The following is a 24,567-nucleotide window of genomic DNA, read 5'->3' on the forward strand; positions in this document are numbered from 1 at the left end:
TGCAGTTACTCCTTGGCCTGAAAGAGACGTTGCTGCAGGTAGTATAGCGTGGGCAGTGTGAGCGACCAGATGGCAGCCATGAGCAACAGGCTCTGCCAGAGCGGCCAGCCAAACTCCACCGCACCCAGGCGGCTGCCGGCATAGTAGTTGAATGGGAGCACCAGCGCACCGGCGGCGGCTGTGAGCCAAGGGCGCGTGGCGAAAAACACCAGGCTGCGCCCCAGGGTTGTGGCAAACGCCAGCCACAGGCAGCAAAGCCACACAGGTAGGAAGGACCCACCGGGGAACTGGAACACACCTAGGGCGCTGAGGCCGGCATCGACGGCCATGCCAATGCCTCCCAGCAGGCCCAGTTGCCCGAGCTCGCGCAGACGCTGTGGTACAAGCGCAAAATGCAGGCCGATCAGCCCGAGGGTGACGGCCAGCAGCGCATCCTGACCCAGCACAGCGCAGAACCAGGTGGTCTGGAACCAGACGGCATTGAACCACGCCTTTTCCGTCAATTGGCGGGCAAAAGGCAGCGGAATGGGCGGGTTGTCGGCGAGGGGGTTGCTCATGGCGCGATCCCACGTGATCGGTGTGTTGTTACGCCGCCTCCTGGCCGCCGGATCAGTCTGTCGGTCAGTGGCCCGGTTTGGTGCCGTGCACGCCCAGATAGTGCGAACTCAGGGTAGGTGCGGCGTCCAGCGGCTCATTGATCTCGTAGAGACGCTCGTAGCGGGTCTCACGAATGAGCCAGCGACCATCTTCTTTCACGTAGCGGTCCCAATAGAGTGCCGTGCCGGTGGTGAGCGACTTGTAGTCCAGCTGCCACATGTGGTCCGCCAGGTACCAGATGCCGGTGGCTTCGGTGGCGCTGAGAATCTGGATTTCCGGCTGGTGGCCGTTGTGGTGGCCAATGGTGCCGGAGTTGAAGGCGCCGCCGATGTTGGCCAGGTAGTCATCACGACCATTCACCTGCCATTCGTACGTACCGCCCTTGAAATGCACCTCAACATCGCGGTGGAACAACGGCGCCAGTTCTTCCAGATTGGCGGTGTCGATGCAGCGAAAATAGGTGTGCTTGAGCTGCTTGATGGCTTCGAGGTCCATCAACTGCTGAATGTTGCGGCGCAGCCCTTCCAGGTCGGTACCGGTGGCTTCCAGAGGCAAGCCTTCCTTGATGCCCATGGTGGTCTTGTTCAGCTTCTGGCGTTCTGTGCTCATGTTACCCTCCCCGGGTTTATTGTCGTCACGCCGCAGTCTAAGCGGCGCACCGGCAGGGGTCACCACGGCGGAGGCTGAATAGTTGAGCCCTGCGCAGGGTTGTCGTGAACTTGGCATCCAAACGGGTTCAGGCAGCGGCGTATATCCCCGGAAGGCGAGACTTGTCGCCGGCGGCCTCGTTATACTGATGGCCACGGTCGATCCGAAGCAGCGGTATGACGACACCCCGATGACAGCAAGCGCCGGCAACAAACAGCACAAGCGATCCTCGCAGACCCGCGACACACTGATTGCCACGGCGGAATTGCTCTATGCCAGCCGGGGGATTGATAGCGTGTCACTGAACGAGATCCTGGCCGCCTCCGGGCACAAGAACCGCAGCGCCATGCAGTACCACTTTGGCAACCGCGAGGGGTTGCTGCAGGCGATCATTGATCGGCACTCGCAGCAGGTGTACGCACTGCGCGCCGCCTTCATGGACAGCGTCGACACCACGGCCTGTTCCGGCCCGGCACTCGCCGCCCGCGTGTTTGTACAACCCATCGCCGATTACATGGATGCCGAAACAGCCGGCATTCACTACGTCAAGATCCTGTCGCAAATGACCGTTCAGAACACCGCATTGATCTATGGTCTGGAAAAGGCACCCATTACGTTGACCATGGACCCCAGGCATCGTCGCATTGCCGCCGATGCGCTCTCTCACCTGGGAAAAACGGAAGCGAACCGCCGCACATTTCTGTCTGTGGGCATGGTGTTTCACTCTCTGGCGGATATCTATCGTTTGAAGGACATTGCCAATAAACCCGACGAACTGTCTGACCGTCGCCGGATGGTCGAACAGGTCGTCTGTGCCTTGCAAGCCTACTATGCGGCCCCTGCCTGGCAGTAGGCGGGAGTAGCGCAGTCCCCGGTGGGCGGTTCAACAATACACGATACCACCGAGCTATATTAATGCGTCCGCATTAAAAGTTGCATGGCGGGACGGTTGAGCGATACTGTTTTCTCACTGTGAAGAATCAGGTGAAGCCGCCATGCCAACCATTCCACTGGCACGTATACACGCCCCCAACGACGTCAGGCTCGATACGGTCGATATGCCGCGACCGGGGCCCGACGATGTCCTCATCCGGGTGGAACGCTGCGGTATCTGCGGCTCCGACCTCACCTATGCAAAGCTGGGTGGCATTCCGGGCACGGTCAGCCCGTTTGCGCTGGGCCATGAATTTGCCGGGGAGATCGTTGAGACCGGGGCGAATGTAGCGCATCTGGCGGTGGGTGACCGGGTGGTGGTCAACCCCGAGGCCGCGGCAAACCGTATCGGCAGCTCCGGCCTGCGGGGTGCATTCTCGCCCTATATCGTGTTTGAAAATGCCGCCGCCGACCGGCAAGGCATTCTGCCCCTGCCGGCAGGCCTGGACTACGACCTCGGGGCGCTGGTGGAGCCATTGTCAGTGGGCATGCATGGCGCCAACCAGGGCAAGGTGACGCGTGGCGACAAGGTCGTGATCTTCGGCGCTGGACCGGTGGGGCTGGCGGCCGGTGTGGCGGCTAAATACTTCGGCGCCGAGAGCGTGGTGATCGCCGACCTCTCCGAGCGCCGCCTGGCGGTGGCGCGCGAGTTGGGGCTGCAGACCTTCAGTGCGGGCAGCGAGTCCCTGACTGCGTTTCTACGCCGGACGCATGGCACGGTGACCAACGACCCCCTGCTCGGCGAACAACCGGCCACCGATGTGTTTATCGAGGCAACGGGGGTTGGCGCGGTCTTCACTGAACTCTGTGAGAGCGCGCGCAAAGGCGCCCGTATCGTCGTGGTAGGTGTGCATTTCCAGTCGGTTGAGCTGAACATGATCAATCTGTTGATGAAGGAGCTGGTGATCACGGCGGCCACGCAATATCCGGTCGAGTTCCCTCAGGTACTGGACATGCTCCAGTCGGGCGCCGTGGATGTGCGCCCGATGATCAGCCATCACTTCCCGCTGTCGCAGTTTGTCAGCGCCTTTTCCCAGGCGCAGAAACCGGGTGAAGCGGTCAAGGTTATTGTGGACTGCCAGAAATAACGACAAGCAGGGTTAGCTGCCCGACGAGGTCACCAGCATGCGTACACCCATCTACAAAACACGCCGCGTAGCGCCTGCCGCGGCAGAATTCGACCAGAACCACCGGCGGGTCAATGACTTTATCGTCATGTCCGAAGGGGCGTCCAACGTTTACCTGATTGAAACCGCCGAAGGTGCCATTCTGATCAACAGCGGTATGGGCTTCGAGGCGCCCGTACACCTGCACAACCTGCAGTCGCTTTCGAACTTCACCGACGTGAAATACCTGATAACAACCCAGGGCCACGTGGACCATGTGGGGGGCGTGCAGTTCTTTCGCGACCGCCATCCCGGATTGAAGTACATCGCGCAAGCGGGCAACGAGGAGCACCAGCAATATGACCAGCGGCTGGGCGCGTTCCGCAATGCGCGTTCTGCGTTCCGCTTTCAGGATGACTTCATGGGCGTTTTCCAACGCTATGCGCAGGCCGGCTACACCGATATCAATGCCCAGGATCGCCCAACGCCGGATCTGGTGTTCGAGAGCCGCCACGCCTTCTCCCTTGGCGGCCTGGAGGTCGAGTTGATAGCGGCGAAAGGTGCGGAGACCAATGATTCCCTTGTGGTATGGCTCCCGCAGCACGGTATCGTGTTGACCGGCAACCTGTTCGGCTGCCCATTCGGTCATTTTCCCAACCTGGTGACTATCCGCGGCGATCGCTACCGGGATGCACTGACCTGCGCTGCGGCCGCACAGACTGTTCTCGACCTCAATGCCAGTTTGCTGCTCTACGGCCACCACGAACCCGTTGTGGGCGCACAGGTCATTCGCGAGGAAATCGAGGCCTACCGAAACGCGTTGGTCTACGTGCACGACCGGGTTGTTGAGGGCATGAACGCGGGCAAGGACCTGCACACGCTGCAAGCGGAAATCGAACTGCCCGCGGAATACGAAGTAGGGCAGGGCTATGGCACGGTGTGCTGGAGTGTGCGCGCTATCTGGGAAAACTATGCGGGCTGGTTCAAGCATGACTCCACCACCGAGTTGTATGCCGTGCCGCAGAAACGTATCCACAGTGACCTGGTGGAGCTGGCGGGCGCGGACGCCCTGTTGCAGCGCGCCCGGGACAAGCATGCACAGGGCGAACCCGAGGCAGCACTGCACCTTCTCGATATCCTGCTTAACCATGACGCCGCCAATGAAGATGCGCGCACACTGGCGGTAGCGGTACACGAGGGCTTGTTGGCAGACGCCAGGCAGTTTGCCCATACCGGGAACTTCTGGCTCGAGGGCTGGCTGGAAAACCGGATCAAGACCCTCAGGGGTACACACACCCCCGCGCTGCACTTCAAGTAGGCCGCGCGCTAGTCTGAAAAGGAGTCGATGCAATTGGCTGATATCACTATTGATGACCTCGCGCACCCCGTTCTCACCGCGGCACAGCGTGCAGCGTACGAACACACACGCTCCCTGCAGGTGGACCTCACCCCGGCCTCTATCATGGCGGAAGCCGAGGCCAAGACAGGATTGCAGGACTGGGGCGCGATGGACTTCCTCGAGCGCCTGCAATTGCTCTGCGATGAATGGGATAGCGATGACGGGCTGACCAATATTGGGCGCTTAAGCCTACGTGCCAAACTGCTGCAGCATGCAACGAGCCGACTGTTGATCCACGATACATTCAAGCGGCATCCAGAAATCCATGCTATCCAGATCAAAGAACCGATTATCGTCGTCGGCCTGCCGCGCTCCGGCACGACGCACCTGCTGAACCTGATGGCGGCCGATCCGCGCCTGCGCGCCCTGCCGCTTTGGGAATCCTATGAGCCGGTGCCGCTGCCGAGTGAGGCTGGCAGCACGGCCGCTGTTGATCCACGTTACCAGCGCTGTGAAGAGGCCTGGCAAAACATGCAGCTGATGACGCCTCACATCGCTGCCATGCATCCGATGAACCCCGATCATATCCACGAGGAACTGGAGCTGATGGGGCCCAATTTCGCGTCCTACAATTATGAATGGCTGAGTCTTTCCCCGCGCTGGCGCGACCATTACTACCAGGAAGACCAGACACCGCACTACGAGTACATGCGCGATGTGCTGAAGCTGCTCACCTGGCAGCAACGCGATACTGCGCGGCCGACACGCTGGGTGCTGAAATGCCCGCAGCACCTGGAACAGCTGCCCGTGTTGCGCAAGGTCTTTCCTGACGCCACCGTGGCGGTGACGCACCGGGATCCGGTGGATGTGATTCAATCCTCGATCACCATGCAGGCCTATGGGCAGCGCATGAGCCGCAAAACTGTCATGACAACGGAGTTGCTGGATTACTGGAGCGACCGGGTGGAGCATCTGCTGCGCGCCTGTGTGCGCGACCGCGCGGCCTATCCCCCGGCACAGTCCATCGATGTGCCTTTTCGCCAGCTTATCCGTGACGACGTGGGCATGGTCGAGCGCATTTACCAGAAGGCCGGGCTGGCAATGACCGATACCGCGCGCACCGCGCTTTCTACCTTTGCCACTGAGCACCAGTCCGACTATGGCCGTGTGCGTTACGACCTCAAGGGCCAGTTCGGTATCGGCCCCGATGAGCTGCGAGCGCGTTTTGATTTTTACTTTGATGCCTTTCCCTTTTTGCGCAAGGAAGACTGAGCCGATGCAAAATTCAGTGACATACAACTACGCGGGCGCTCGCGTGCTCGTGACCGGCGGCACCAGCGGCATCGGTTACGGCATCGCGCAGGCGTTTGCCCAGGCCGGTGCCACGGTTATGATTACCGGAACCCGGTCAGGCCCGCAGGACTACAAGGACATCGACCTGGCTGCCTTCGAGTACCGGCAATTGCGGCTCCAGGACACCGACGCGATACTGGCATTGGCGGCGAGCCTCGACGGTCTGGATATTCTGGTCAATAACGCCGGAGCCAGCATGCCCGCGGGCGATGAATGGACGCATGAAGGCTTCGAGGAGTCGGTGCGCGTCAACCTGCTGTCTGCCTTTCACATGGCGCGGGCCTGTCTCGATCACCTGAGCAACAGCACCCTGAGTGGCGGTGCCAGTGTTATTGGTATTGCCTCGCTGACCTCGTTCTTTGCCAACGAAATGGTGCCGGGCTATGGGGCGGCGAAGGCCGGTATCGTCCAGATGGCGAAGTCCATGGGGCTGACCTGGGCGCGCCATGGCATACGCGCCAACGCTATCGCGGCCGGGCTTACCGACACGCGCATGACGGGCTTCATGAAGGATATTCCCGAGATGAACCAGCCGATCATTGACCGCACGCCCCTGCAGCGCTGGGGGCAACCGGCGGATATCGCCGGGGCTGCGTTGTATCTGTGCAGCGAACAGGCGAGCTTCGTCACCGGACAGACCCTGATCGTCGATGGCGGCTACACCCTCGGGGTGTAGCCGCCATGGTGACGCCAGTGTGGCTGGCCGAGGTTTGGCTGGCTGCGCTAGCGGCTGGCTGAGAGGTTCAGTCCTCTACGCCACGCCGTAGTGCGCCGCGGTTTCGTCCAGCGCCTGCAGCAGCTTTGCCACCAGTGTGTCGATCTCTTCCCGGCTGCTGACCAGGGGCGGCGCCATGATCATGGCGTCACCGGTCTGGCGCACCATCAGCCCGTTGCTGTTGGCGCGGTCGCGACAGTGCACCGCAGCCTGGCTGTCGGGAGCCAGGCGAGCCCGGGTGTTCTTGTCGCGCACCAGTTCCACCGCAGCAAACATGCCCCGGCCGCGCACCTCGCCGACGATGGGGTGGTCTTGTAGGGCGTGCAGCTGGCTCTGGAAGTGGGGAGCGATCTGCTCTGCGGCAGTATGGATGATGTTGGTCTCGCGCAGCGTGTGCAGGGTGGCCAGGCCTGCGGCACAGGAGGCCGGGTGCCCGGAGTAAGTGAGCCCGTGGGTAAATTCACCGCCGTGGGCCAGCAGCACATCCGCGATCTGGTCGCTGATCATCACGCCGCCAAGGGGAATGTAGCCATTGGTGATGGCCTTGGCGAAGGTCATCAGCTGCGGGCGAATGCCGTAGGTGTCGCTGCCAAACCACTGCCCGGTGCGACCAAAACCGCAGATGACTTCGTCCGCAATGAGCAGAATATCGCGCTCGTCGCAGATCCGCTGGATCTCGGGCCAGTAGGTGTCCGGGGGCACGATCACGCCGCCGGCGCCCTGTATCGGTTCGGCGATGAAGGCGGCGACGTTGTCCTCGCCCAGCTCGTCGATCTTGGCTTCCAGCTCCCGGGCCACCTTGATGCCGAATTCGTCCGGCGACAGGTCACCCCCCTCGGCGAACCAGTGGGGCTGGTTAATATGGTGCACGTAATTCAGGCCCCACACCTGCTGGTGCATGGGGTTCATGCCGCCCAGAGAGCCGGCGGCAATAGTGGAGCCGTGGTAGGCGTTTCTGCGACTGATGAAGTGCTTTTTGTTCGGTTTGCCCAGTAGGTCGTAGTAGCGGTGTACCAGGCGGATGTTAGTGTCGTTGGCTTCCGAGCCGGAGTTGGTGAAGAAGACGTGGTTGAAGCGCTCGGGCGTGATCTCGACCAGCGCCCTGGCCAGCTCGACAGCGGGCTGGTTGGAACAGCGGAAAAAGTTGTTGTAGAAGGGCAGCTCCTGTAACTGCCTGTAAATGGCCTCGACGATCTGGTGCTGGCTGTAGCCAAGGTTGCAGCACCAGAGGCCGGACATGCCGTCGAGCAACTTGTTGCCGTCGGTATCGTAGATATAAATGTGCTCTGCGCGGTTCACGATGCGGCCGCCGCTGGCCGCGTAGTCGCGCAGATCAGTAAACGGATGGAAGTGGTGTGAGCGGTCGAGTTCTTTGAGATTGATAGCGTCGTTGTGCATGCCAGCGGTCCTGTGTTTCTGCGTGGGCCCGGTGTAGCCGCGCAGGTGCAGAGCGTAGTTTAATGTACAGTAGGCCCAGTGTGGCACAGGGCCACAGCGAATCCACCACCGCCATCAGGTGTTTTTGTCCGGGGCTGTCCGCGCCCGCGCCCCGCATGGCGCTGTAGGCGGATTGCCCGGTGAGAAGCACACAGGAAGCCAGACACAATGGAGAATGCGCAGCAGCACTTGCAGGACTTTCTGCAGGGCAATCCGGATATCGAGGTGTTCGAAGTCATGCTGCCGGATATCGGCGGTGGCCTGCGTGGTAAGTGGGTAAACCGCGACAAGATTCACAAAGTGGTAGCCGGTGAGCTGAAGCTGCCGGCGAGCTCGGTGGCCTTTGACGCCTGGGGGCGCGATATCGAGGCCTGGATAGCCACCGGTGGTGACGGCGACGGCTATTGCGAAGCGGATGCGAGTACGTTGGCACGTGTGCCATGGATGCCCCGCGCCACCGGCCAGGTGATGCTGTCCATGCGCGAGGCCGATGGCAGCCCCGGGGCGCTCGACCCGCGCTTTCTCCTGCGCAATATCCTGCAGCGCTTTGCCGAGCGCGGCCTCACCCCGGTGCTGGCAACGGAAATGGAGTTCTATTTGCTGGGTCCTGATAACGATGCACTGGGGCGCCCGCTGCACACGCAGCCAGACCGCGTGGGTGGGCAATTGCATGCCGGGCAAACCTACGGCCTGGATACGATGGCGGATATGGCGCCGCTGATGCATGACATCCGCGATGCCTGCAGCGTCCAGCGGCTGCCGGTGGATACCCTGATCAAGGAGGGCGCCCCGTCGCAGTACGAAATCAACCTGTTGCACTGTGCGGACGCCCTCAAGGCCTGCGACCAGGCGGTCATGTTGCGGCGGCTAATCCGCGGGGTGGCTCGCAAACACTCATTGCGCGCCACGTTCATGGCCAAGCCGTTTGGTGACCTCGCGGGGAACGGCATGCACGTGCATTGCAGCGTGCTGGATGCCGATGGCAACAATCTGTTTGATGATGGTACGGACACCGGCACCCCTCAACTGCGCCAGGCGATCGCCGGCTGCCTCGCCAGCATGGAGGACTGCATGCTGCTGTTTGCGCCGCATCTGAATTCCTACCGCCGCTTCCGCCGCGGCACCCATGCCCCTGAAGCCCCTTGCTGGGGCTACGAGAATCGCACGGTTTCGGTGCGGGTACCGGCGGATCAGCCCGCGGCAACGCGTCTCGAACATCGTCTGGCCGGGGCGGATGCGCACCCGCACCTGGTGGTTGCGGCCATACTGGCTGGCATGCTGCACGGCATTGAGCATCAGCTGGAGCCACCGCCGCCCGTAGCCGGTAATGCCTACGATCAGGTGGCGCGCACGCTGCCGCGATATTGGCCGGATGCGGTGGAGCGCTTTCGCAAATCCAGCTTCATCCGCGAGCATTTCGGTGCCGAATTTCAGCGCGTATTTACGCTGATGAAAGAGCAGGAAATGCATGAATTCGACCGGCAGGTGACGCCTCTGGAGTACGACACCTCCCTGTGAGCGGTTTCAGTAAGGAATAAACTGATAAAAAACTATTAAAAATCGAATAGATCGATCAAAATGCGGCCGGTAGGCTGTGCGCTCCTATCCTCAGTAAGGAGCTGATCATGAAGGCACTAAGAACATTCACCCAGGTACTGGCCATGACGGCCGCCGTCGGTGTAGCTGCCCCAATCGCCACCGCCCTCGAGGCACCGGTCACGCAAACGGCCTTGACTCAGGCGGCGCTGAGCCCGGCGGATGCAGTGGCAATGCTGAAAGCGGGTAATGAGCGCTTCGTGGAGGGCGACATGCTGCAGCGCGATTTGCCCGACCAGGTTGAGGCAACGGCGGCGGGCCAGTACCCCCACTCGATTGTGCTGGGTTGCATCGATTCGCGCGTTCCTCCAGAGCTGGTGTTTGACCAGGGGCTCGGCGACATCTTCAGCCCGCGCATTGCCGGCAACGTGGTAACGCCTGAACTGTTGGGCAGCATGGAGTTCGCCGCTGCCGTTGCAGGTTCCAGGGCCATTGTGGTGCTCGGGCATACCGCATGTGGTGCGGTGAAGGGAGCGTGTGACGGGGTGGAGATGGGGAACCTCACCAGTAACCTGGCACATATCCACGCCGCAGTGGAGGCTGTGCCCACCACCAGTGGCCCGCGCGATTCCAGCAACAGCGAATGGGTGAATGACGTTGCGGAGAAGAACGTGTCGCTCACCGTTGCCAAGATCCTGCAGGACAGCCCGGTACTCAAGGGGCTGGTCGATCAGGGCAAGCTGACAGTGGTCGGCGCCATGTACGATGTATCCACCGGTGAGGTGGACTTCCTCGACTGATTCTCTCCCCTGCGGTTGCTCCCCAACCCCTATGTACCACTTTGTCGATTCCGGCCGGGCTGCTATCGTAGGCGCCCGGTAGATCGGCAAAGGGTGTTACATGGAAGCGGGAAAGCGCTGGCAGCGGCTGAACTGGGAAGATCCCTTCCTGCTTGAGCAGCAGTTGTCGGATGAACAGCGCATGGTGCGTGACAGCGCGCGCCAGTACGCACAGGAAAAGCTGCTACCACGCGTGCGCGAGGCCTTTCGTCAGGAAGATACTGATCTGGCGATTTTTCGTGAGATGGGTGACCTCGGGTTGCTGGGTAGCACCATCGACGGTTACGGTTGCCCGGGCGTCGATTACATCAGCTACGGGCTGATTGCCCGGGAAGTCGAACGCGTGGACTCTGGCTACCGCTCCATGATGAGCGTGCAGTCGTCGCTGGTGATGTATCCCATCCATGCCTATGGCAACGAAGCACAGCGCGAGCAGTATCTGCCACGCCTTGCCACTGGCGAGTGGATAGGCTGCTTCGGCCTCACCGAACCCGATCACGGCTCCGACCCCGGCGGCATGATTACCCGTGCGCGCAGTGTGGCGGGCGGTTATCGGCTCAGCGGCACCAAGATGTGGATAACCAACAGCCCGGTGGCCGATGTTTTTGTCGTATGGGCGAAGACCGACGACGGCAAGATTCGCGGGTTCATCCTGGAGCGCGGCATGGAGGGCCTGAGCACACCCGCAATAGCGGGCAAGCTGGCACTGCGAGCGTCAGTCACCGGGCAAATCGTGCTGGATGACGTGTTCGTGAGTGAGGCCCAGTTGTTACCCGGCGTGGAGGGTCTGAAAGGTCCGTTCGGCTGCCTCAACAACGCCCGCTACGGTATTGCCTGGGGCGCTTTGGGTGCCGCGGAAACCTGCTGGTTCGCGGCGCGGGAGTACACCCTGGAGCGCAGCCAGTTCGGGCGCCCGCTGGCCGCCACGCAATTGGTGCAGCTGAAGCTGGCGGATATGCAGACCGAGATCAGCCTCGGTCTGCAAGGCTGCTACCGCGCCGGGCAGCTGCTCGATGCCGGACAGATCGCCCCGGAACTCCTTTCCCTGATCAAGCGCAATTCCTGTGGCAAGGCGCTGCATATCGCGCGTCAGGCGCGGGACATGCTGGGGGGCAATGGCATTTCCGACGAGTATCCCGTTATGCGCCACATGGTCAACCTCGAGGTGGTGAACACCTATGAGGGTACGCACGATGTGCACGCGCTGATACTCGGGCGCAGCCAGACCGATATACCCGCATTCTGAGCGGAGCCTGCGGTGCGCGCTGACGAAGGCGTGCCGCGTTCGTTGACACTCAAGCGCTTGCCGCACAACACAGGTATCGATACGTTCATGAAAACCCTACTGAAAGTTCTGCTGGTTCTGTTTCTTGTGGTTGGCCTGGTGCTCTGGGTGCTGGCCACGGGCAAGCAACCAGAGCCCTTTGTGCCCGGCAGCGAGAGTGCGGCGCGCGTGCAGCCCGGCCCATTGCCGGTGGTCAAGGTGGAGCGCGATTACGTGGACACCTCGCGGCCTGCGAGCGCCAACGGCGACTATCCCGGGGCCGACGAGCGGCGTTTGGAAACCACGCTGTGGTACCCGAACGACCGGCAGTCGGCGCCGTATCCGCTGCTGGTATACAGCCACGGTTTCTCATCCTCGCGACAGGAAGGGGAGTCGCTGGCGGCCTACCTGGCAAGCCATGGCTACATCGTTATTGCCCCCACCTTTCCCCTGACCCATATGCGTGCCCCCGGTGGGCCCCGGGTACAGGATGTGGTCAACCAGCCGGGTGACGTAACCTTCCTGATTGATGAGGTGCTGGCGGCTGCCGATGACCCGGGCAGTGCGCTGTACCAGCAGGTCGACCCCGAGCGCATCGGCGCGCTTGGCCTGTCCCTTGGCGGGCTCACCTCCACGCTGGCTGCGTTTCACCCACAGCTTCGCGACCCGCGCATCACGGCCGCGCTGTCTATCGCCGGCCCCACGTTCGTGTTTACCGAGGCGTTTTATCGTCATCACCCGCTGCCGTTTCTGATGCTGGCGGGCGATATCGATGCCATTGTGCCGTGGGAAGACAATGCCCAGCCGGTGCCCGAGCAGGTTCCGGGTGGTGAGCTGGTGACGCTGCGCGGTGCCTCCCATGCCGGGTTTGCCGACCCCGCTGCCATGATGCGCTGGCTTTCCAACCCGGATGCTGTGGGCTGCTGGATAGTGCAACGCTCCATGGGCGACAGCCAGGAAGAGCCCTGGTACGACCTGATAGGGCCGCCGGAAATGGGCATCAACTACAGCGCGGAGGCGGCGCTCTGCACCATGGACCCGTTACCGGAAGCGATGAACCCGCTGCGCCAGCAAATGCTCACGCGGGTTGTGGTGGGCAGCTTCTTTGATCGTGAGTTTTCACGCTCCGCGGCTACGCGTGAAGCGGCCGACCGCTACCTGCAGGAGGTGCTCGCCGACGAACTCCTTGAGGCCAGCTATGTACGGGCAACTGACTGACGCTACTGGGCGTCCGCGGTAAGCACCTGAATCGGCTGTATTTTTGCCTTGGCGCCGGTCGGGTTCAATTGCCGCATGTCGTTGGCCATGGCGCCGAGGGCCGCCTGGCGGTTGCCCGGTGCGGGGTGGGTGCTGAGGAATTCGGGGGGCCGCTCGTCGCCGCCCACTGAGCCCATTTTTTCCCACAGGGTGACGGCGGCATCCGGGTCGTAGCCGGCGCGCACGGCAATCTCCATACCCAGATGGTCAGCTTCCAGTTCTGCGGTGCGGCTGTTGGGCAGCTCCAGGGCCAGCTTGGCGGCAACTGCAGCACCGCCCATGGCGGCCGCTGGACGATCGGACATGGCACCCACGGCGACCACACCCAAGGTGGTGGCCATGGCCCGGGACATACGTTCAGCGGTGTGGTTCGCCAGTGCGTGGGAAATCTCGTGGCCCATGATCTGGGCGAACTCGGCGTCGGTCAGCTTCAGTTGCTCGAACAGGCCGGTGTAGACGGCCATGCGGCCGCCGGCCATGCACCAGGCATTCACCGTGTCCGGGTCGTCGATAACCGCCACACTCCACTCCCAGTCAGCCGAGCGCGGATATTCCTGCATGGCTACGGTTACCAGCCGGCCGGTAATGGTGGCAACGCGTTTGGCCAACGCTTTGTCGCTGGACAACTTGTCCTGCTTGTCGAGGTCGGAAACCGTGCTCAGGTAGGCGGTGCGCGACTCCACTATAGCCGCTTCCGGTGAAATCAGCATGAACTGGGTGCGGCCCGTGGGGCTGGTGGCACAGGCGCTGAGCAGGCAGGCCGCAGTGGCCAGGATGAGCAATCGTTTCATGGGCGGGTCCCTCGCAGTATGGCGGCCAGTTTAGCCGATTTCCGCGAGGGTTTTGACCCGCCAGGGATTTGCCGGTTCCGCGAGGGGACGGGGCCTAGAAGGGCAGGCCGTCGTCGATTGCGTGGCCGGCCTCTTCAGGCGTGATCAGGCCCTGGGTGTAGTGGGTGCCGTTGACTTCCTGGCGGATGTCGGCGGCCTGTTCCGGGGTGGCAAAGAACTGGGAGTACCACTTGCGCCCGGTTTTGAAGGGCCCGTCGGTTTTCATCTGCATGATTTTCAGGGCTGGCCGCTTGTGTTTCCACACGTTGAAGTCAGCGGCAAAGGCTTCCAGCGCGTTGGCCTGGAATTGCTTGGCGGCGTCCTTGTCCAGTTCGCTGGCGGGGGATTCCGCGCCGCGGTACAGAACGGCGTGCCAGGCTTTGACCTTGCCATCGTCTACCGGCGTGTTGGCAATCAGCTCGAACATCACCGCGTCACCGAACACCTGCTTCGAGAGCAGCACACCGGGCCCTGTGTACCAAGTGGTGGTATACAGGTAAGTGTTGTAGAGCTGCATTGGGCCGCCCTGACGCTGGATATACACCTGATCATTGAGCTCGTTTTCGAAATACTCACAGGGTGCGCCGTGGGTTGGGCCCAGGTGACGGCAGTCCGCCATGTTGTCGATGATTTCCTGGGGGTGTATTTCCAGCTCGCCCAGGTGGTCTAGCTCCCACTGCACCCACTGCGGGTCATCCCACTGCTTGAGCAGGGGCGCATCGTAATCCGGCGCGCGCCCGTCCGGGTCGTACCAGGCCATCACGCAGCCCATGTTGTCCACCACCGGATAGGAGCGTATGGACGCGGATTTCGGGTAGGGGCCGTCGGAATAGGGGATATCGTCGACATCGCCTTCGCAGCTGTAGCGCCAGCCGTGGTAGGGGCAGCGAATGGAGTCCCCTTCAATCTGCTCGCCGTTCTTGACGATCATGGCGCTGGTGCTGGCGGTCAGGTGAGTGCCCATGTGGGCGCAGTAGGCGTCCAGCATGACCGGTTTGCCGCTCTCGCCACGGTACAGGGCCAGATCCTGGCCGAAGAAGCGCACGGCCATGGGGCCGGCGTCCAGTTCCTTGCTTTCCGCGACGATAAACCAGCCGCGGGGAAAAATGTTGGGTCCGAGATTGTAGTCAGCCGCTGTGGCCATGGTTTTGATCTCCGAGTAATGCGCGATGCCCTGCAGTATAGCCCCCGCGGGCGCTGGGGCCACGGTGGGTCGCCTCGCCGGGGCCACGCGACGGGGCTTGGCTCAACTATTTGGTGCGCTGGTTGCTGTGCTGGCCGCGCTCTGGCCGTGCTCCCGCTCAAAGTGCCGCCCGAGGTAGATACCGGTCAGGCCCCAGCAGGCCGCAATGCCGGCACCGATCACCGCGAGTGCCGCCATGCCCAGCCCAAAGCCCTGGGTGAGCGCGGTGAACGCCCACGCATTCAGCATGTCTCCACCCCGGTAGACCACAATATCGATCACAGGTTTCGCCTTGAAGCGCGTTTCCCGGTCTACCGCCGTGAACAGCATCTCGCGCGCCGGACGGGAAATGGCATAGTTGCCCGCCCGGCGTGCAATCTGCACGACCACAACCACCGCCACCACGGGGGCGGCGGCGAGGAGCAACATGCCGGCGCAGATAACCACCGGCACCGATGCCAGCGTGAAGGGTAGCCCCAGATGGTTGGCCATGCGCCCTGTGGCGAAGGCGGCAATCAGCACCGTCAGCGTGTTTACCACCAGGTCCATACTGGCCCAGATCTGCGCCCGGCGCCCCTCGGAATAGTCCGCCAGCAGATTTTTCAGCTCGAAATAGACGAAGGAACTGATGGTGGTATACAGGAAAATGAACAGGGCGATGCCCCACAGGTAGCGGTTGCGACGAAAGGCGGAGAATCCGGCAAAGGGGTTGCCGCCGAGCGCCGCAAGCGCGCCCGCAGGTGTCTGTTCCGGGGAGCCTTGCGGGGCCCCGTTTTGTTGCCGCTGTAACACGGTTATCAGGGGCAGGGTGAGCACCAGCATGAGCGCTGCGATCAACAGCAGTGGCTCGGTGCCCCTGTCGCCTGCCAGCAGCGTGACCAGGGCAGGGCCACCGATGGCGCCAACACTGGCCCCCGCGCCGATGAAACCGAACAGGCGCTTCGACTGGGCCCTGGAAAAACAGTCCGCCATCAGGCTCCAGAATACGGAAATGTGAAACAGACTGAAGACGCTGATCCAGACGTAGAAGGCCTTGTCGATCAGCGGGATGCGGGTGTCAGCGCTGGCGGCAACGTAAAAGAGCACAAAGCTCAGCGCAAAGCCGCCGTACAGGCCGGGTACCAGATGCTGCAGCCGAATGCGGGCCACGGCGGCTCCGTACAGCGACACCGCGGCTGTGCTGAAAAAGAAGGTGAAGGTCCACAGCCAACTGACTTCCGCGTCGCTCCAGTTGCTGGCCATGGCATCGCGCACCGGCCGCAGCAGGTAGTAGGCTGCCATCAGGGTGAACACCAGCAGGAAGGACGTGAGCGTGGCGCTCACTTCCCGGGGCTCTACCTCACAGGCCAGCGAGAGCAGGCGCTGCAAAGGCCGGCGTGGCGTCGGCTTCAAGCTTTTGTCTGCAGCGCTGCGAAGGCCTCCAGCATTTCCTTCCGCTGTGCGGTATCCGGTACGCGCCCGAGACCGGCCTGCATGTTATCGCGCATGTGTTTGGGGCTTGAGGTGGCCGGTATGACACAGGTGACGGCCGGGTGGCCAAGAATGAACTTGAGGAAAAACTGGCCCCAACTGCTGCAGCCCAGTTCGGTTGCCACCTGTGGCAGGGCGGCACCGCGGCTGGCGGAAAACAGTTCACCACGCTGGTAGGGCCGGTTGATCATGGTGGCGATGCCGCGCTCCGCCGCTGTGGGCAGCAGTTCTTCCTCCGCCCGACGGTCGGCAATGTTGTAGCTGAACTGAACAAAGTCCAGCGGCTCTTCGCGCATCACGCGCAGGAATTCGCCGTGATCGCGTCCGTGTGACGTTGTGATGCCGATGTAACGCACCTTGCCCTCCTCTTTCCAGCGCTTGAGCGTGTCCAGCTGGGTGCGCCAATCGGTGAGGTTGTGCACGGCGATGAGGTCGAAACGATCGACAGCCATGCGCTGCGCCGATTGCTGCATCTGGGCGATTCCGGCCTCGCGGCCTTCGGTCCAGACCTTGGTGGCCGCAAATACCGGTGGGCGCTCCGGCATGGCGCGCAGCAGGTCGCCAACCCGTTGCTCGGCCTTGCCGTACATGGGGGACGAATCAATGACCGTACCGCCGCCGGCAAAGAAGGTTTTCAGCACTGCCATGAGCGGTTCGGCCGCTGCGTCTCCGGCGTTGACATCGAACGTGCGTGACGTACCCATACCGATCACGGGGAGGCTTTCCCCTGAGCTGGGAATCGTGCGCACGATGCCCGGGGTTTTCGCTGCGGATACTGCGGCCCGCAGTGGTAAAGCGTGGGCTGCCGCGAGGGTGGCGCTGATGGACAGGAGCTGACGACGATTAAGCATGGCAGGCCTCCGCGGGGGCATGTGGGAGGCCAGTGTTTCAGGCCCGGCCCTGCCGGGTCAAGCAAGCCGTGCCTAGCGGCCGGCGAGCAGCCAGCGGCGCAGGCGGTTGGAATCGCCGAAGGGGGTCAGTTTGCCGAAGGAGTTCAGTAGCACGATCGACACCGGTTCGCCTTCGATGGTGGCCTGCATGACCAGGCAGCGGCCGGCTTCATTGAGATAACCGGTTTTGCTCAGGCCAATCTGCCAGTTCTGGTTTTTCAGCAGGCGATTGGTGTTGTTGTAGTTCAGCGGGCCGCGCTGGGCGAAGGGTTGGACGGCCATGCCCTTGGTGGTGCTGGCCTTGGCGATAAGTGGGTACTCACCAGCAGCGCGCACCATGATGGCCAGGTCACGTGCCGTGGACTGGTTTCCGGCATGCAGGCCGGCGGGGTCGGCAAAGCGGCTGTTGCGCATGCCCAGCTGTTCAGCCTTGCGGTTCATGGCCTGGACGAAGGCGGCGAGCCCGCCGGGGTAGGTGCGGCCCAGGGCGCTGGCGGCGCGGTTTTCCGATGACATGAGCGCCAGCAGGAGCATCTCTTCACGGCTCAGGGTTGCGCCATAGTCCAGGCGTGAGCCGGTCTGGCGCACGACATCGCGGTCCTCACGGGTCACGGTAATGGGTGCGTCCAGGGGCAGCCCGGCATCCAGCGTGACCATGGCGGTCATCAATTTGGTGATGGAGGCGATGGGCCGCACGGTGTCGGTGTCCTTGCCGTAGATGATTTCGCCTGATCCATCCAGAACCAGCGCCGAGGCTGAGCGCAGGTCCGGGTTACCGCTCAAATGCGAAAACTTGCCGGCGCTTGCTGTCTGAGAGGTGAGCACACAGAGTGCGAGCAGCCCGATGGCCAGCGGCAGGTTTTTCATGGGTGGTCCCGAGTGGTCGCTTTGGCGCCATTCTGCACCAGAGCCTCGCCGGGAGAAAGAGGCCGCTGCGTAAAAGCCATTTAACCCGGTTCGGATTCGGCGCCGGCGGTCACCCGCAGCAGGCCGCGAAAGATGCGCTGGGCCGAGGTTTCACCGCTTAGCACCTTGTACACGTCGCTGGCGATCGGCATTTCCACACCGTACTGCTCCGCCAGCGCCATCACCGCCGGTGCACTTTTGGCGCCCTCTGCCACCATGAACATCTCGGCAGCGATGGTTTCCAGGGTCTTGCCCCGCCCCAGCTCCATGCCCACGTGGCGGTTGCGGCTTTGCGCGCTGGTGCAGGTGGCGATCATGTCGCCCATGCCGGCGAGGCCGGAAAACGTTTCCGCCTTGCCGCCCATCGCGCAACCGAGGCGGGTGATTTCCGCCAGTCCGCGCGTGATGAGCGCGGCGCGGGTGTTGTCGCCGGCACCCAGGCCGTCGCCCATACCCACGGCGATGGCGATGATGTTCTTCAGCACACCGCCCAGTTCGCAACCCACCACATCCGTGTTGGTGTACACGCGGAACAGGCCGCTCGAGAACAGGCACTGCAGTTCGCGCACGATGATTGCGTCCTCCATGGCGATGACACTCGCCGCCGCCTGGCCGGCCATGATCTCGCGCGCCAGGTTGGGGCCGGTGAGTACACCCACGGGGTGGCCGGGCAGCACCTCGGCAATAATTTCTGTCATGCGCATGCGGGTATCGAGCTCCAGGCCCTTGGTCAGGCTGATGACCGGTACCCAGGGGCGGATGTGCTCGCGCACCTCCTGCAGCACGCTGCGAAAGTTCTGCGATGGAATGCCCATCACGATCACGTCCGCACCCGCTACTGCCTCGCCGATATCCGCCGTGGCCTGCAGTTTTTCCGGCAGCCGCGCCCCGGGCAGGTAGGTCTCGTTACTGTGCTGCTGGTTGATCTCACGCACCGTTTCCGGGTTGCGCGCCCAGAGTGTGGCGGGGGCATTGCGGGCCACCAGGGCGGCTACTGTGGTGCCCCAGGAGCCGCCACCCAGCAGGCCGACTTTCAGGTTGTTCATTGCAGGGATTCCTTGGTTCGGTCCCGGCCAGTCAGGCCGAGGGCGCGGATGACCTCGAGACGACGCTTCAATGCGCGCAGCTGCCTGGCCAGTGCCTGTCGACGCGGCGCCAGCTCCGGGTCATCGCCGCCGGCCAGCTTGCGGTGCTCAAGCATCTGGTAGCCGTTGCGGAAGAGCAGTTTGCCGATCGATGAGGCGCTGCTGATGCGGCGCTGCAAATAGAGTTGCTGGCCCAATGTCAGCGCCTCGGTCACGCACTGCTGGCTCTCCAGTGGTGCATCACCGGCGCGGGCTGCCAGGTCGGATACCACCGAGTAAGCCTCGACATAGGTGAGCAACGTGACGTGTGCTACTACCGGTGTCATGCCCAGCAGCAGTTGGGTGAATCCCCCCGGCGTGCTGGCCGGCAGTGATTCCCAGTCCGGGTGGTAGCGGGCCAGCTCCTCGCGGATCTCCTGGTGGAACTCGGCGCTTGGCGCATAGAAGAATTCGAACTTGAACAGATCCCGCAGCTCATCGACTTCTGCCCAGAATGTCGCCAGCGCATCGGCGTCCGTGCCTTCGGTAGACTTGACCAGCGCCAGTTCGATGATCGCCTTGTTGACGAAAAAGTGAATGACCGTGTTGCGGTAGTAGCTGGCGACCGGGTGCTGTTCCAGCGCAATGGCGTATACGTCTTCGGGCCCCTCGTCGTAGCGCGCGACAATGCCCTCGTTGATCATGATGCCGAGCAGGCCGTCCATCTGCTCGGCATAGCCGCGATCGAAGTCGGCCGAGATGCGCAGCGAGCGCGCTTCCGCCCAATCCAGCAGCGCGCGCAGATCTTCCACGACCTCGGCTTCGGTCAGCGCTTTGGGCGCGGCGCCGAGCAGGCTCATGGTGACCAGTGAGGGGAAGGTAATGGGGGTAACACGGTTGGCCTCTACTGCCACTTCGAAAGCGATCTTGGACAGGGCCAGGCTGTCATCCGGGTCCGGTGCTGAGGGCAGCACAACCGGGCTGCCGATATCCATGTAGATCTTGCCCATGGGGCGCGCCAGGCTGCGCACGTAGCCGATGAACCAGCGCAGTGACTCCGCCCCCTTGCCGCGCCCGGTTTGCTCGGTGGCGTATTCCTCGACATCGCGAATGAGATCGTAGCTGATCGAAATCGGGATGATGTGAATGTCCCGCGCGTCGGTGGCGTGGCAGGCCTCCAGGGCATACTTGAGCAGCCCGTAGCGTGGCGGCATGAGCTTGCCCAGCCGTGAGCGTGTGCCCTCAAAAGACCAGTTCATCGGGAAGCGCTTTTCCATCAGGTAGCCGATGTAGTGGCGCAGCGTGAGCTTGTACAGGGCGTTGTCACCAAAACTGCGTTTGATAAAGATGCCGCCAGAGCGGCGTATCAGGAAACCCATGCCGGCAAAGGCGATATTGGCGCCGCCGAACATGTGCGGCATGGGGAAGTCGTTGTCGTAGAGCACCTTGGGCACCACCATGCCGTCGAGGTAGGTCTTGTGGGTCCAGAGCAGCATGGAGGGATGGTCGCGCACGGTTTGACGCATGGCTTCCACTGCCTGCGGGTCGCAGACGATTTCCCGCTCGTAACCCAGGCGCAGGCAGAAGCTGCAGAAGCTCGCCCAGACATCCAGCCAGAACGTGCTGGGAATGGAGATCATTTCCTCCATGTAGACAGAGGCTTTCTTCAGCAGGGCTTCGCGTGTTGTGCCCTCCTGTTTGGCCAGTTGTTCCAGGGCTTCGTTGTAGCTGCGATTGGCCCGGAGGCTCTCGGCAACATAGCGCGGCACCTTGTAGCGCCCGCCCTGCAAGCGCCGCTCGGCAATATCCAGCACCACAGCCGCCTGTCGGGCGACGAACGTGCCGAATGCTGTGCTGTCGGCGCTGCTCTCCTGCGCGTACTTGTGATGGTAGCGTTGTCGCAGGTTGCCCAGCGAATCGGGTTCGCCACACACCAGGTGCATGCGTTCGGGTTCCTGTTCCGCAATGCGTCGCGCACGGCGCGCGCTGGGTCGCCGCGGGTCGCCCAGGACCAGGTCGCGCAGCTGTGGCCCGGCGTTGATGGCGGCCAGCGGCGGTGTCCAGGCAACCCGCAACGGGGCGATGGTGACCTCGTCAGGCAGCGACAGGCGTTCACGCAGTTCGCGTGTATCAATGCCGCGCCGGTCGTCGCCCAGGTCAAGGGTGAGCTGGTTGCACTCCCGGTCGCCCTCCGCGAGCGCATGTTGCTGTATCCATCGCTGCAGCAGTTGCTCTTCAAAGCGATTGCTGGTGTCCAGCAGGAACAGCACTGGGGCCGCACCGGGAGGCCATGGGCAATGGTCGAGTTTGCCCTCCAGGCTCACTGATTAGGCACCCTGCTGGCGCGGTTCTTGGGCTTCGCCTTGGGCCGCGCTTTGACGGTTCGACCGCGCGCGGCCGGGGTGCTGGCGGGCTTTTTTGCCGCGGTCTTTTTCCGCGTAGCGGCCTTCTTGGCCGCCGGGCGTTGCGGCTGCGCGCGCGCCCGGGTTTTTGCCTTAGTCTTTGCCTTGGCCGGGGTTTTGGTTTTACCCGGCGGCCTGCCACGGCGCGGGCTGGTGGTCTCTGCCACCGGTTCCAGCGGCTGCCCGAGCACCGCGAGCATACGGTTGCGCACATCGCGGATGTGTGTATTGAGGTCGCTCGCCTGCCAGTGTCGAGTGTCGATAGGCTCCAGTACCTCAACGTCGACCGTGGCGGGGCGGAACACGAAATCGCCCTTGGGGGCGACATCTCCCGCATTGCGTATCACAATCGGAATGATCGGCACGCCAGCCTGCATGGCGAGGTGGAATGCACCCTTCTTGAAGACGCCAAGGCGCGGCGAGACGCTGCGGGTGCCCTCCGGTGCCAGCACGACCGACTTGCCTTCATCGCGCATGGCTTCAACCAGCGGTGTCATCGCTTCAATGGCACTTGCCGAGTTGGCGCGGTCAATCATCACCACGCCGGCGAACTCCAGCACCCGGCCGATGATTGGCAGTTTGCGAATCTCCTGTTTACCCACCCCCGCCATGTCGCTGCGCAGCAGGCTGGCGATGACCACCACATCCGCCTTGCTCTGGTGGTTGAAGATGAACACCGCCGGGCGGTGTGACCACAGGTGTTGCTTGCCCTTGACGTTGAGGTCCAACCCGATCAGTGCGCTGGCGGTGTCGGCAAACAGCGACAGCGAAAAGTTCAGCGACTGGCGCCGGGACCGGGTCAGCGCATAGACAGGCAAACCGGCCAGAAAGGTGGGCACGAGGCTCACCGTTGCCGCTGCCGAGCGCAGATACAGCGACAGGGAAGGGCGGCCGCGGCTGGAGAAGCTGGCTACGGGCCAGTGCCTGTCGCGGGCAATACCCAGCAGCCGACTGTTCGGGTTCAGTACACGGGGCAGACCAACGCGTTCCAGCAACAGTAGATCGTCGTGACTGTCGCTGTAGAAAAAGCTCTGGTCCAGGTCGGCACCCTGTTCGCGTGCCAGCCGCTCGGCCGCGTCAACTTTACCCTGGCCGAAGCAGGTGGGCCGTATGACGTCACCGGTGAACAGGCCGTCCTCGACCCCCAGCTCTGTGCACATGACGTGATCAATACCCAGATCGCGCGCGGCGGGCGTTACCTGATAGGGCGTCGCCGAGGAAATTACCGCCACCGTGTGGCCCTTGGCGAGGTGCGCATTGATCAGCGCGCGTGACTCCGGGTAGATACGTCGTGCCAGTTGGTCCTGGTAGAGCGTTTCCCCGAGTTCCTCGTAGCTGGCTTCGGTGATGCCGCGCAGGAACTGTGTGGTCACGGTCATCATCGCGGAAAAGCCGAGGTTGCCAAGCCCGAAGCTGGTCATGGCCTGCGTCAGCTCCAGCAACTCCCGCGCCTGCAGATCGCCGCGGCGCAGCTGCTCACGAATGAAGGAGGTGGCCGAGTAGCCTGAGATAATGGTGCCGTCGAAGTCGAATATGGCGGCAATCTGCGGCCCGTCTGGTGCGGCCGCAATATCTTTGAGAAGTTGTTTAACACTTGCCATCTCGGTCCCCGTCGCGCCAGTGTGTGGCTGCCTGGTATTGTCCCAAGCATATCATCCCGCTGATGTCAGGGAAGCGCTCAGGAAACCGGCGTCAGGGTGCCGTCTGCGGCGACCTCCATCAGAGCGTTGCGCGGGTCATCGGTTTCCCAGTGGCCGCGCAATGACAGGAGTTTCCCGGCATCGTCAACGTGGTAGGTGAAAACGCCATGCACTTTCTGTTGCAGGGTTTTGCCCTCGCCGCCGTCAATGGTGATCGTCAGATTGACCAGGTTGGCCACCTCGTTGCCTGCGGCAAACGATTCGAGAATCTCGATACGGATATCAACCGGCGCGATAAAGTTATCCCAGAATGCTTCCCGGGCTGCCGGCCCCCGGTGGCCGTTCCCGGCCGGGTCAATGTGCGAGACACCTATCGGGTCTTCGATGATGGCGTCTTCCGCGTACAGTGCGAGCCAGCCTGCCTTGTTCTTGCTGTGAACGTACTCTCTGGACAGCAGGGCGGCGCGCCGTGCCGGGTGCTCTTGTTCAAACATGCCAGTGTCCTGTTATTTGAATGACTGGACGCTGCAGTGTATACGCATTCGGATTTCCGGCGCCAGAGGGGTCGTGATGTGTGCGCTGCAGGGTGCAGGGCCTTGGGAAAGAACCGAGGGAAGCGTGGGGCGCCGTTGCGCGGTTGTCAGGTTGAAACAGGTTGAGGATTCCTTGCGGCAGCTTTATAATCCCGCTCCTCACGACAGGACCATAGCTCAGTTGGTTAGAGCGCTACCTTGACATGGTAGAGGTCGGCGGTTCGAATCCGCCTGGTCCTACCATATAGCCCTGGGTCTGTACCGGAGACATCCTTTACAGATTATACCGGTGCGCCGGCCGCCGGGCACATGGTTTACAGTTCCGGTACAAACGGATTGGTGGCGGGTTCAACCCGCCCCACATCCTCGTCAAAGAATCCTAGATCATACTCCAAGAAGCTGACAAGCCAGATCTTGTCCTCGACTTCCCGTATTCCCACTGTTTGCCCGGCAAATACCGTGCTCAGGTTGATTTTCCGTTTACCGATACAGATCCTGCCACACTGGGTTACGTGTACCGAGCGATCATGATAAGGATACTCAGGCTCCTCAGGAGGGTGGTAAGCCTTGGCTGAAGGTGTATAGAGGTCGCCCGGGTATTGGCCGTTTAACGACTGGTGCGGAC

The 24,567-nt window shown here is 62.4% G+C and carries 21 protein-coding genes, 1 tRNA gene and 1 pseudogene; 10 read left to right on the forward strand and 13 right to left on the reverse strand.

The window, feature by feature from the left end; all coding sequences use genetic code 11:
• Nucleotides 1–5 precede the first annotated feature (5 nt).
• Together G533_RS0112840 and G533_RS21940 are read right to left on the reverse strand one after the other, a co-directional pair.
• On the reverse strand, nucleotides 6–557 hold the full coding sequence (locus tag G533_RS0112840; RefSeq protein WP_051230293.1) for a DUF2878 domain-containing protein: 552 nt from the start codon (nucleotides 555–557) through the stop codon (nucleotides 6–8).
• Nucleotides 558–621: 64 nt separating this feature from the next.
• The gene (locus tag G533_RS21940; protein WP_051230294.1) at nucleotides 622–1,206 is read right to left on the reverse strand and encodes a nuclear transport factor 2 family protein; all 585 of its coding nucleotides are present in this window, start codon (nucleotides 1,204–1,206) and stop codon (nucleotides 622–624) included.
• 187 nt (nucleotides 1,207–1,393) lie between these two features.
• On the opposite strand from G533_RS21940, the gene G533_RS23575 reads away from it, so the two are divergent.
• The 5 genes from G533_RS23575 to G533_RS0112870 all read left to right on the forward strand — a co-directional run bounded on the left by G533_RS23575 (nucleotide 1,394) and on the right by G533_RS0112870 (nucleotide 6,652).
• Entirely contained in the window at nucleotides 1,394–2,098 is a 705-nt protein-coding gene (locus G533_RS23575) for a TetR/AcrR family transcriptional regulator (RefSeq protein WP_051230295.1), read from the forward strand.
• A 142-nt stretch (nucleotides 2,099–2,240) separates the two neighbouring features.
• A complete protein-coding gene (locus G533_RS0112855) occupies nucleotides 2,241–3,266 on the forward strand; it encodes a zinc-dependent alcohol dehydrogenase (protein ID WP_051230296.1) in 1,026 nt (341 codons plus the stop codon).
• 37 nt (nucleotides 3,267–3,303) lie between these two features.
• A complete protein-coding gene (locus tag G533_RS21950; protein ID WP_084638981.1) occupies nucleotides 3,304–4,602 on the forward strand; it encodes an alkyl sulfatase dimerization domain-containing protein in 1,299 nt (432 codons plus the stop codon).
• Nucleotides 4,603–4,635: 33 nt separating this feature from the next.
• Nucleotides 4,636–5,895 (forward strand): sulfotransferase family protein, encoded by a 1,260-nt coding sequence (locus G533_RS0112865; protein ID WP_035528089.1) that lies wholly within the window; start codon nucleotides 4,636–4,638, stop codon nucleotides 5,893–5,895.
• A gap of 4 nt (nucleotides 5,896–5,899) precedes the next feature.
• Complete coding sequence (locus G533_RS0112870) at nucleotides 5,900–6,652, forward strand: SDR family NAD(P)-dependent oxidoreductase (RefSeq protein WP_027950306.1); 753 nt, start codon at nucleotides 5,900–5,902, stop codon at nucleotides 6,650–6,652.
• Nucleotides 6,653–6,727: 75 nt separating this feature from the next.
• Here the strand turns inward: G533_RS0112870 and G533_RS0112875 are convergent, their stop codons facing one another.
• Nucleotides 6,728–8,089: an aminotransferase gene (locus tag G533_RS0112875; protein WP_027950307.1), complete on the reverse strand. Its 1,362-nt coding sequence runs from the start codon at nucleotides 8,087–8,089 to the stop codon at nucleotides 6,728–6,730.
• 207 nt (nucleotides 8,090–8,296) lie between these two features.
• On the opposite strand from G533_RS0112875, the gene G533_RS0112880 reads away from it, so the two are divergent.
• From G533_RS0112880 to G533_RS0112895, 4 genes are all read left to right on the forward strand, one after another.
• A complete protein-coding gene (locus G533_RS0112880; protein WP_027950308.1) occupies nucleotides 8,297–9,646 on the forward strand; it encodes a glutamine synthetase family protein in 1,350 nt (449 codons plus the stop codon).
• 107 nt (nucleotides 9,647–9,753) lie between these two features.
• Nucleotides 9,754–10,464, forward strand: a complete 711-nt coding sequence (locus tag G533_RS0112885; RefSeq protein WP_027950309.1) for a carbonic anhydrase family protein — start codon at nucleotides 9,754–9,756, stop codon at nucleotides 10,462–10,464.
• Between the two features lie 100 nt (nucleotides 10,465–10,564).
• Entirely contained in the window at nucleotides 10,565–11,749 is a 1,185-nt protein-coding gene (locus tag G533_RS0112890; RefSeq protein ID WP_027950310.1) for an acyl-CoA dehydrogenase, read from the forward strand.
• Between the two features lie 12 nt (nucleotides 11,750–11,761).
• The gene (locus tag G533_RS0112895; protein WP_240472435.1) at nucleotides 11,762–12,985 is read left to right on the forward strand and encodes an alpha/beta hydrolase family protein; all 1,224 of its coding nucleotides are present in this window, start codon (nucleotides 11,762–11,764) and stop codon (nucleotides 12,983–12,985) included.
• A gap of 2 nt (nucleotides 12,986–12,987) precedes the next feature.
• On the opposite strand, the gene G533_RS0112900 is transcribed toward G533_RS0112895, so the two are convergent.
• The 9 genes from G533_RS0112900 to G533_RS21970 all read right to left on the reverse strand — a co-directional run bounded on the left by G533_RS0112900 (nucleotide 12,988) and on the right by G533_RS21970 (nucleotide 23,903).
• Nucleotides 12,988–13,815, reverse strand: coding sequence for a M48 family metallopeptidase (locus tag G533_RS0112900; RefSeq protein ID WP_027950312.1), 828 nt, complete (start codon nucleotides 13,813–13,815; stop codon nucleotides 12,988–12,990).
• Nucleotides 13,816–13,909: 94 nt separating this feature from the next.
• The gene (locus tag G533_RS0112905) at nucleotides 13,910–15,061 is read right to left on the reverse strand and encodes a Rieske 2Fe-2S domain-containing protein (protein WP_338035404.1); all 1,152 of its coding nucleotides are present in this window, start codon (nucleotides 15,059–15,061) and stop codon (nucleotides 13,910–13,912) included.
• 39 nt (nucleotides 15,062–15,100) lie between these two features.
• A complete protein-coding gene (locus G533_RS0112910) occupies nucleotides 15,101–16,429 on the reverse strand; it encodes an NTP/NDP exchange transporter (protein ID WP_051230297.1) in 1,329 nt (442 codons plus the stop codon).
• On the reverse strand, nucleotides 16,426–17,358 hold the full coding sequence (locus G533_RS0112915; RefSeq protein WP_035528015.1) for an aldo/keto reductase: 933 nt from the start codon (nucleotides 17,356–17,358) through the stop codon (nucleotides 16,426–16,428). The genes G533_RS0112910 and G533_RS0112915 overlap by 4 nt, the downstream gene beginning before the upstream one ends.
• A 72-nt stretch (nucleotides 17,359–17,430) precedes the next feature.
• Nucleotides 17,431–18,264: a D-alanyl-D-alanine endopeptidase gene (gene pbpG / locus G533_RS21955; protein ID WP_035528018.1), complete on the reverse strand. Its 834-nt coding sequence runs from the start codon at nucleotides 18,262–18,264 to the stop codon at nucleotides 17,431–17,433.
• A gap of 80 nt (nucleotides 18,265–18,344) precedes the next feature.
• A complete protein-coding gene (locus G533_RS0112925; protein WP_027950316.1) occupies nucleotides 18,345–19,349 on the reverse strand; it encodes an NAD(P)H-dependent glycerol-3-phosphate dehydrogenase in 1,005 nt (334 codons plus the stop codon).
• Entirely contained in the window at nucleotides 19,346–21,691 is a 2,346-nt protein-coding gene (locus tag G533_RS21960; RefSeq protein ID WP_051230298.1) for a glycerol-3-phosphate 1-O-acyltransferase, read from the reverse strand. The genes G533_RS0112925 and G533_RS21960 overlap by 4 nt, the downstream gene beginning before the upstream one ends.
• Nucleotides 21,688–23,370, reverse strand: a complete 1,683-nt coding sequence (locus tag G533_RS21965; RefSeq protein WP_035528021.1) for an HAD-IB family hydrolase — start codon at nucleotides 23,368–23,370, stop codon at nucleotides 21,688–21,690. The genes G533_RS21960 and G533_RS21965 overlap by 4 nt, the downstream gene beginning before the upstream one ends.
• 77 nt (nucleotides 23,371–23,447) lie before the next feature.
• Complete coding sequence (locus G533_RS21970) at nucleotides 23,448–23,903, reverse strand: nuclear transport factor 2 family protein (protein WP_051230300.1); 456 nt, start codon at nucleotides 23,901–23,903, stop codon at nucleotides 23,448–23,450.
• A 205-nt stretch (nucleotides 23,904–24,108) separates the two neighbouring features.
• Between G533_RS21970 and G533_RS0112945 the strand changes: the two genes are divergently transcribed.
• A tRNA-Val gene (locus G533_RS0112945) sits at nucleotides 24,109–24,185 on the forward strand.
• A gap of 71 nt (nucleotides 24,186–24,256) precedes the next feature.
• Here the strand turns inward: G533_RS0112945 and G533_RS24010 are convergent.
• Nucleotides 24,257–24,567 (reverse strand): annotated as a pseudogene (locus tag G533_RS24010) (IS481 family transposase); the annotation flags it as partial.

The sequence above is a fragment of the Haliea salexigens DSM 19537 genome, assembly GCF_000423125.1.
Taxonomy (GTDB): Bacteria; Pseudomonadota; Gammaproteobacteria; order Pseudomonadales; family Halieaceae; genus Haliea; species Haliea salexigens.

Excerpts from the sequence above, each read along its gene's own strand:
- G533_RS0112840 (WP_051230293.1), bottom strand. The coding sequence starts at position 557 with ATGAGCAACCCCCTCGCCGACAACCCGCCCATTCCGCTGCCTTTTGCC.
- G533_RS21940 (WP_051230294.1), bottom strand. The coding sequence starts at position 1,206 with ATGAGCACAGAACGCCAGAAGCTGAACAAGACCACCATGGGCATCAAG.
- G533_RS23575 (WP_051230295.1), top strand. The coding sequence starts at position 1,394 with ATGGCCACGGTCGATCCGAAGCAGCGGTATGACGACACCCCGATGACA.
- G533_RS0112855 (WP_051230296.1), top strand. The coding sequence starts at position 2,241 with ATGCCAACCATTCCACTGGCACGTATACACGCCCCCAACGACGTCAGG.
- G533_RS21950 (WP_084638981.1), top strand. The coding sequence starts at position 3,304 with ATGCGTACACCCATCTACAAAACACGCCGCGTAGCGCCTGCCGCGGCA.
- G533_RS0112870 (WP_027950306.1), top strand. The coding sequence starts at position 5,900 with ATGCAAAATTCAGTGACATACAACTACGCGGGCGCTCGCGTGCTCGTG.
- G533_RS0112875 (WP_027950307.1), bottom strand. The coding sequence starts at position 8,089 with ATGCACAACGACGCTATCAATCTCAAAGAACTCGACCGCTCACACCAC.
- G533_RS0112880 (WP_027950308.1), top strand. The coding sequence starts at position 8,297 with ATGGAGAATGCGCAGCAGCACTTGCAGGACTTTCTGCAGGGCAATCCG.
- G533_RS0112885 (WP_027950309.1), top strand. The coding sequence starts at position 9,754 with ATGAAGGCACTAAGAACATTCACCCAGGTACTGGCCATGACGGCCGCC.
- G533_RS0112890 (WP_027950310.1), top strand. The coding sequence starts at position 10,565 with ATGGAAGCGGGAAAGCGCTGGCAGCGGCTGAACTGGGAAGATCCCTTC.
- G533_RS0112900 (WP_027950312.1), bottom strand. The coding sequence starts at position 13,815 with ATGAAACGATTGCTCATCCTGGCCACTGCGGCCTGCCTGCTCAGCGCC.
- G533_RS0112915 (WP_035528015.1), bottom strand. The coding sequence starts at position 17,358 with ATGCTTAATCGTCGTCAGCTCCTGTCCATCAGCGCCACCCTCGCGGCA.
- pbpG (WP_035528018.1), bottom strand. The coding sequence starts at position 18,264 with ATGAAAAACCTGCCGCTGGCCATCGGGCTGCTCGCACTCTGTGTGCTC.
- G533_RS0112925 (WP_027950316.1), bottom strand. The coding sequence starts at position 19,349 with ATGAACAACCTGAAAGTCGGCCTGCTGGGTGGCGGCTCCTGGGGCACC.
- G533_RS21965 (WP_035528021.1), bottom strand. The coding sequence starts at position 23,370 with ATGGCAAGTGTTAAACAACTTCTCAAAGATATTGCGGCCGCACCAGAC.
- G533_RS21970 (WP_051230300.1), bottom strand. The coding sequence starts at position 23,903 with ATGTTTGAACAAGAGCACCCGGCACGGCGCGCCGCCCTGCTGTCCAGA.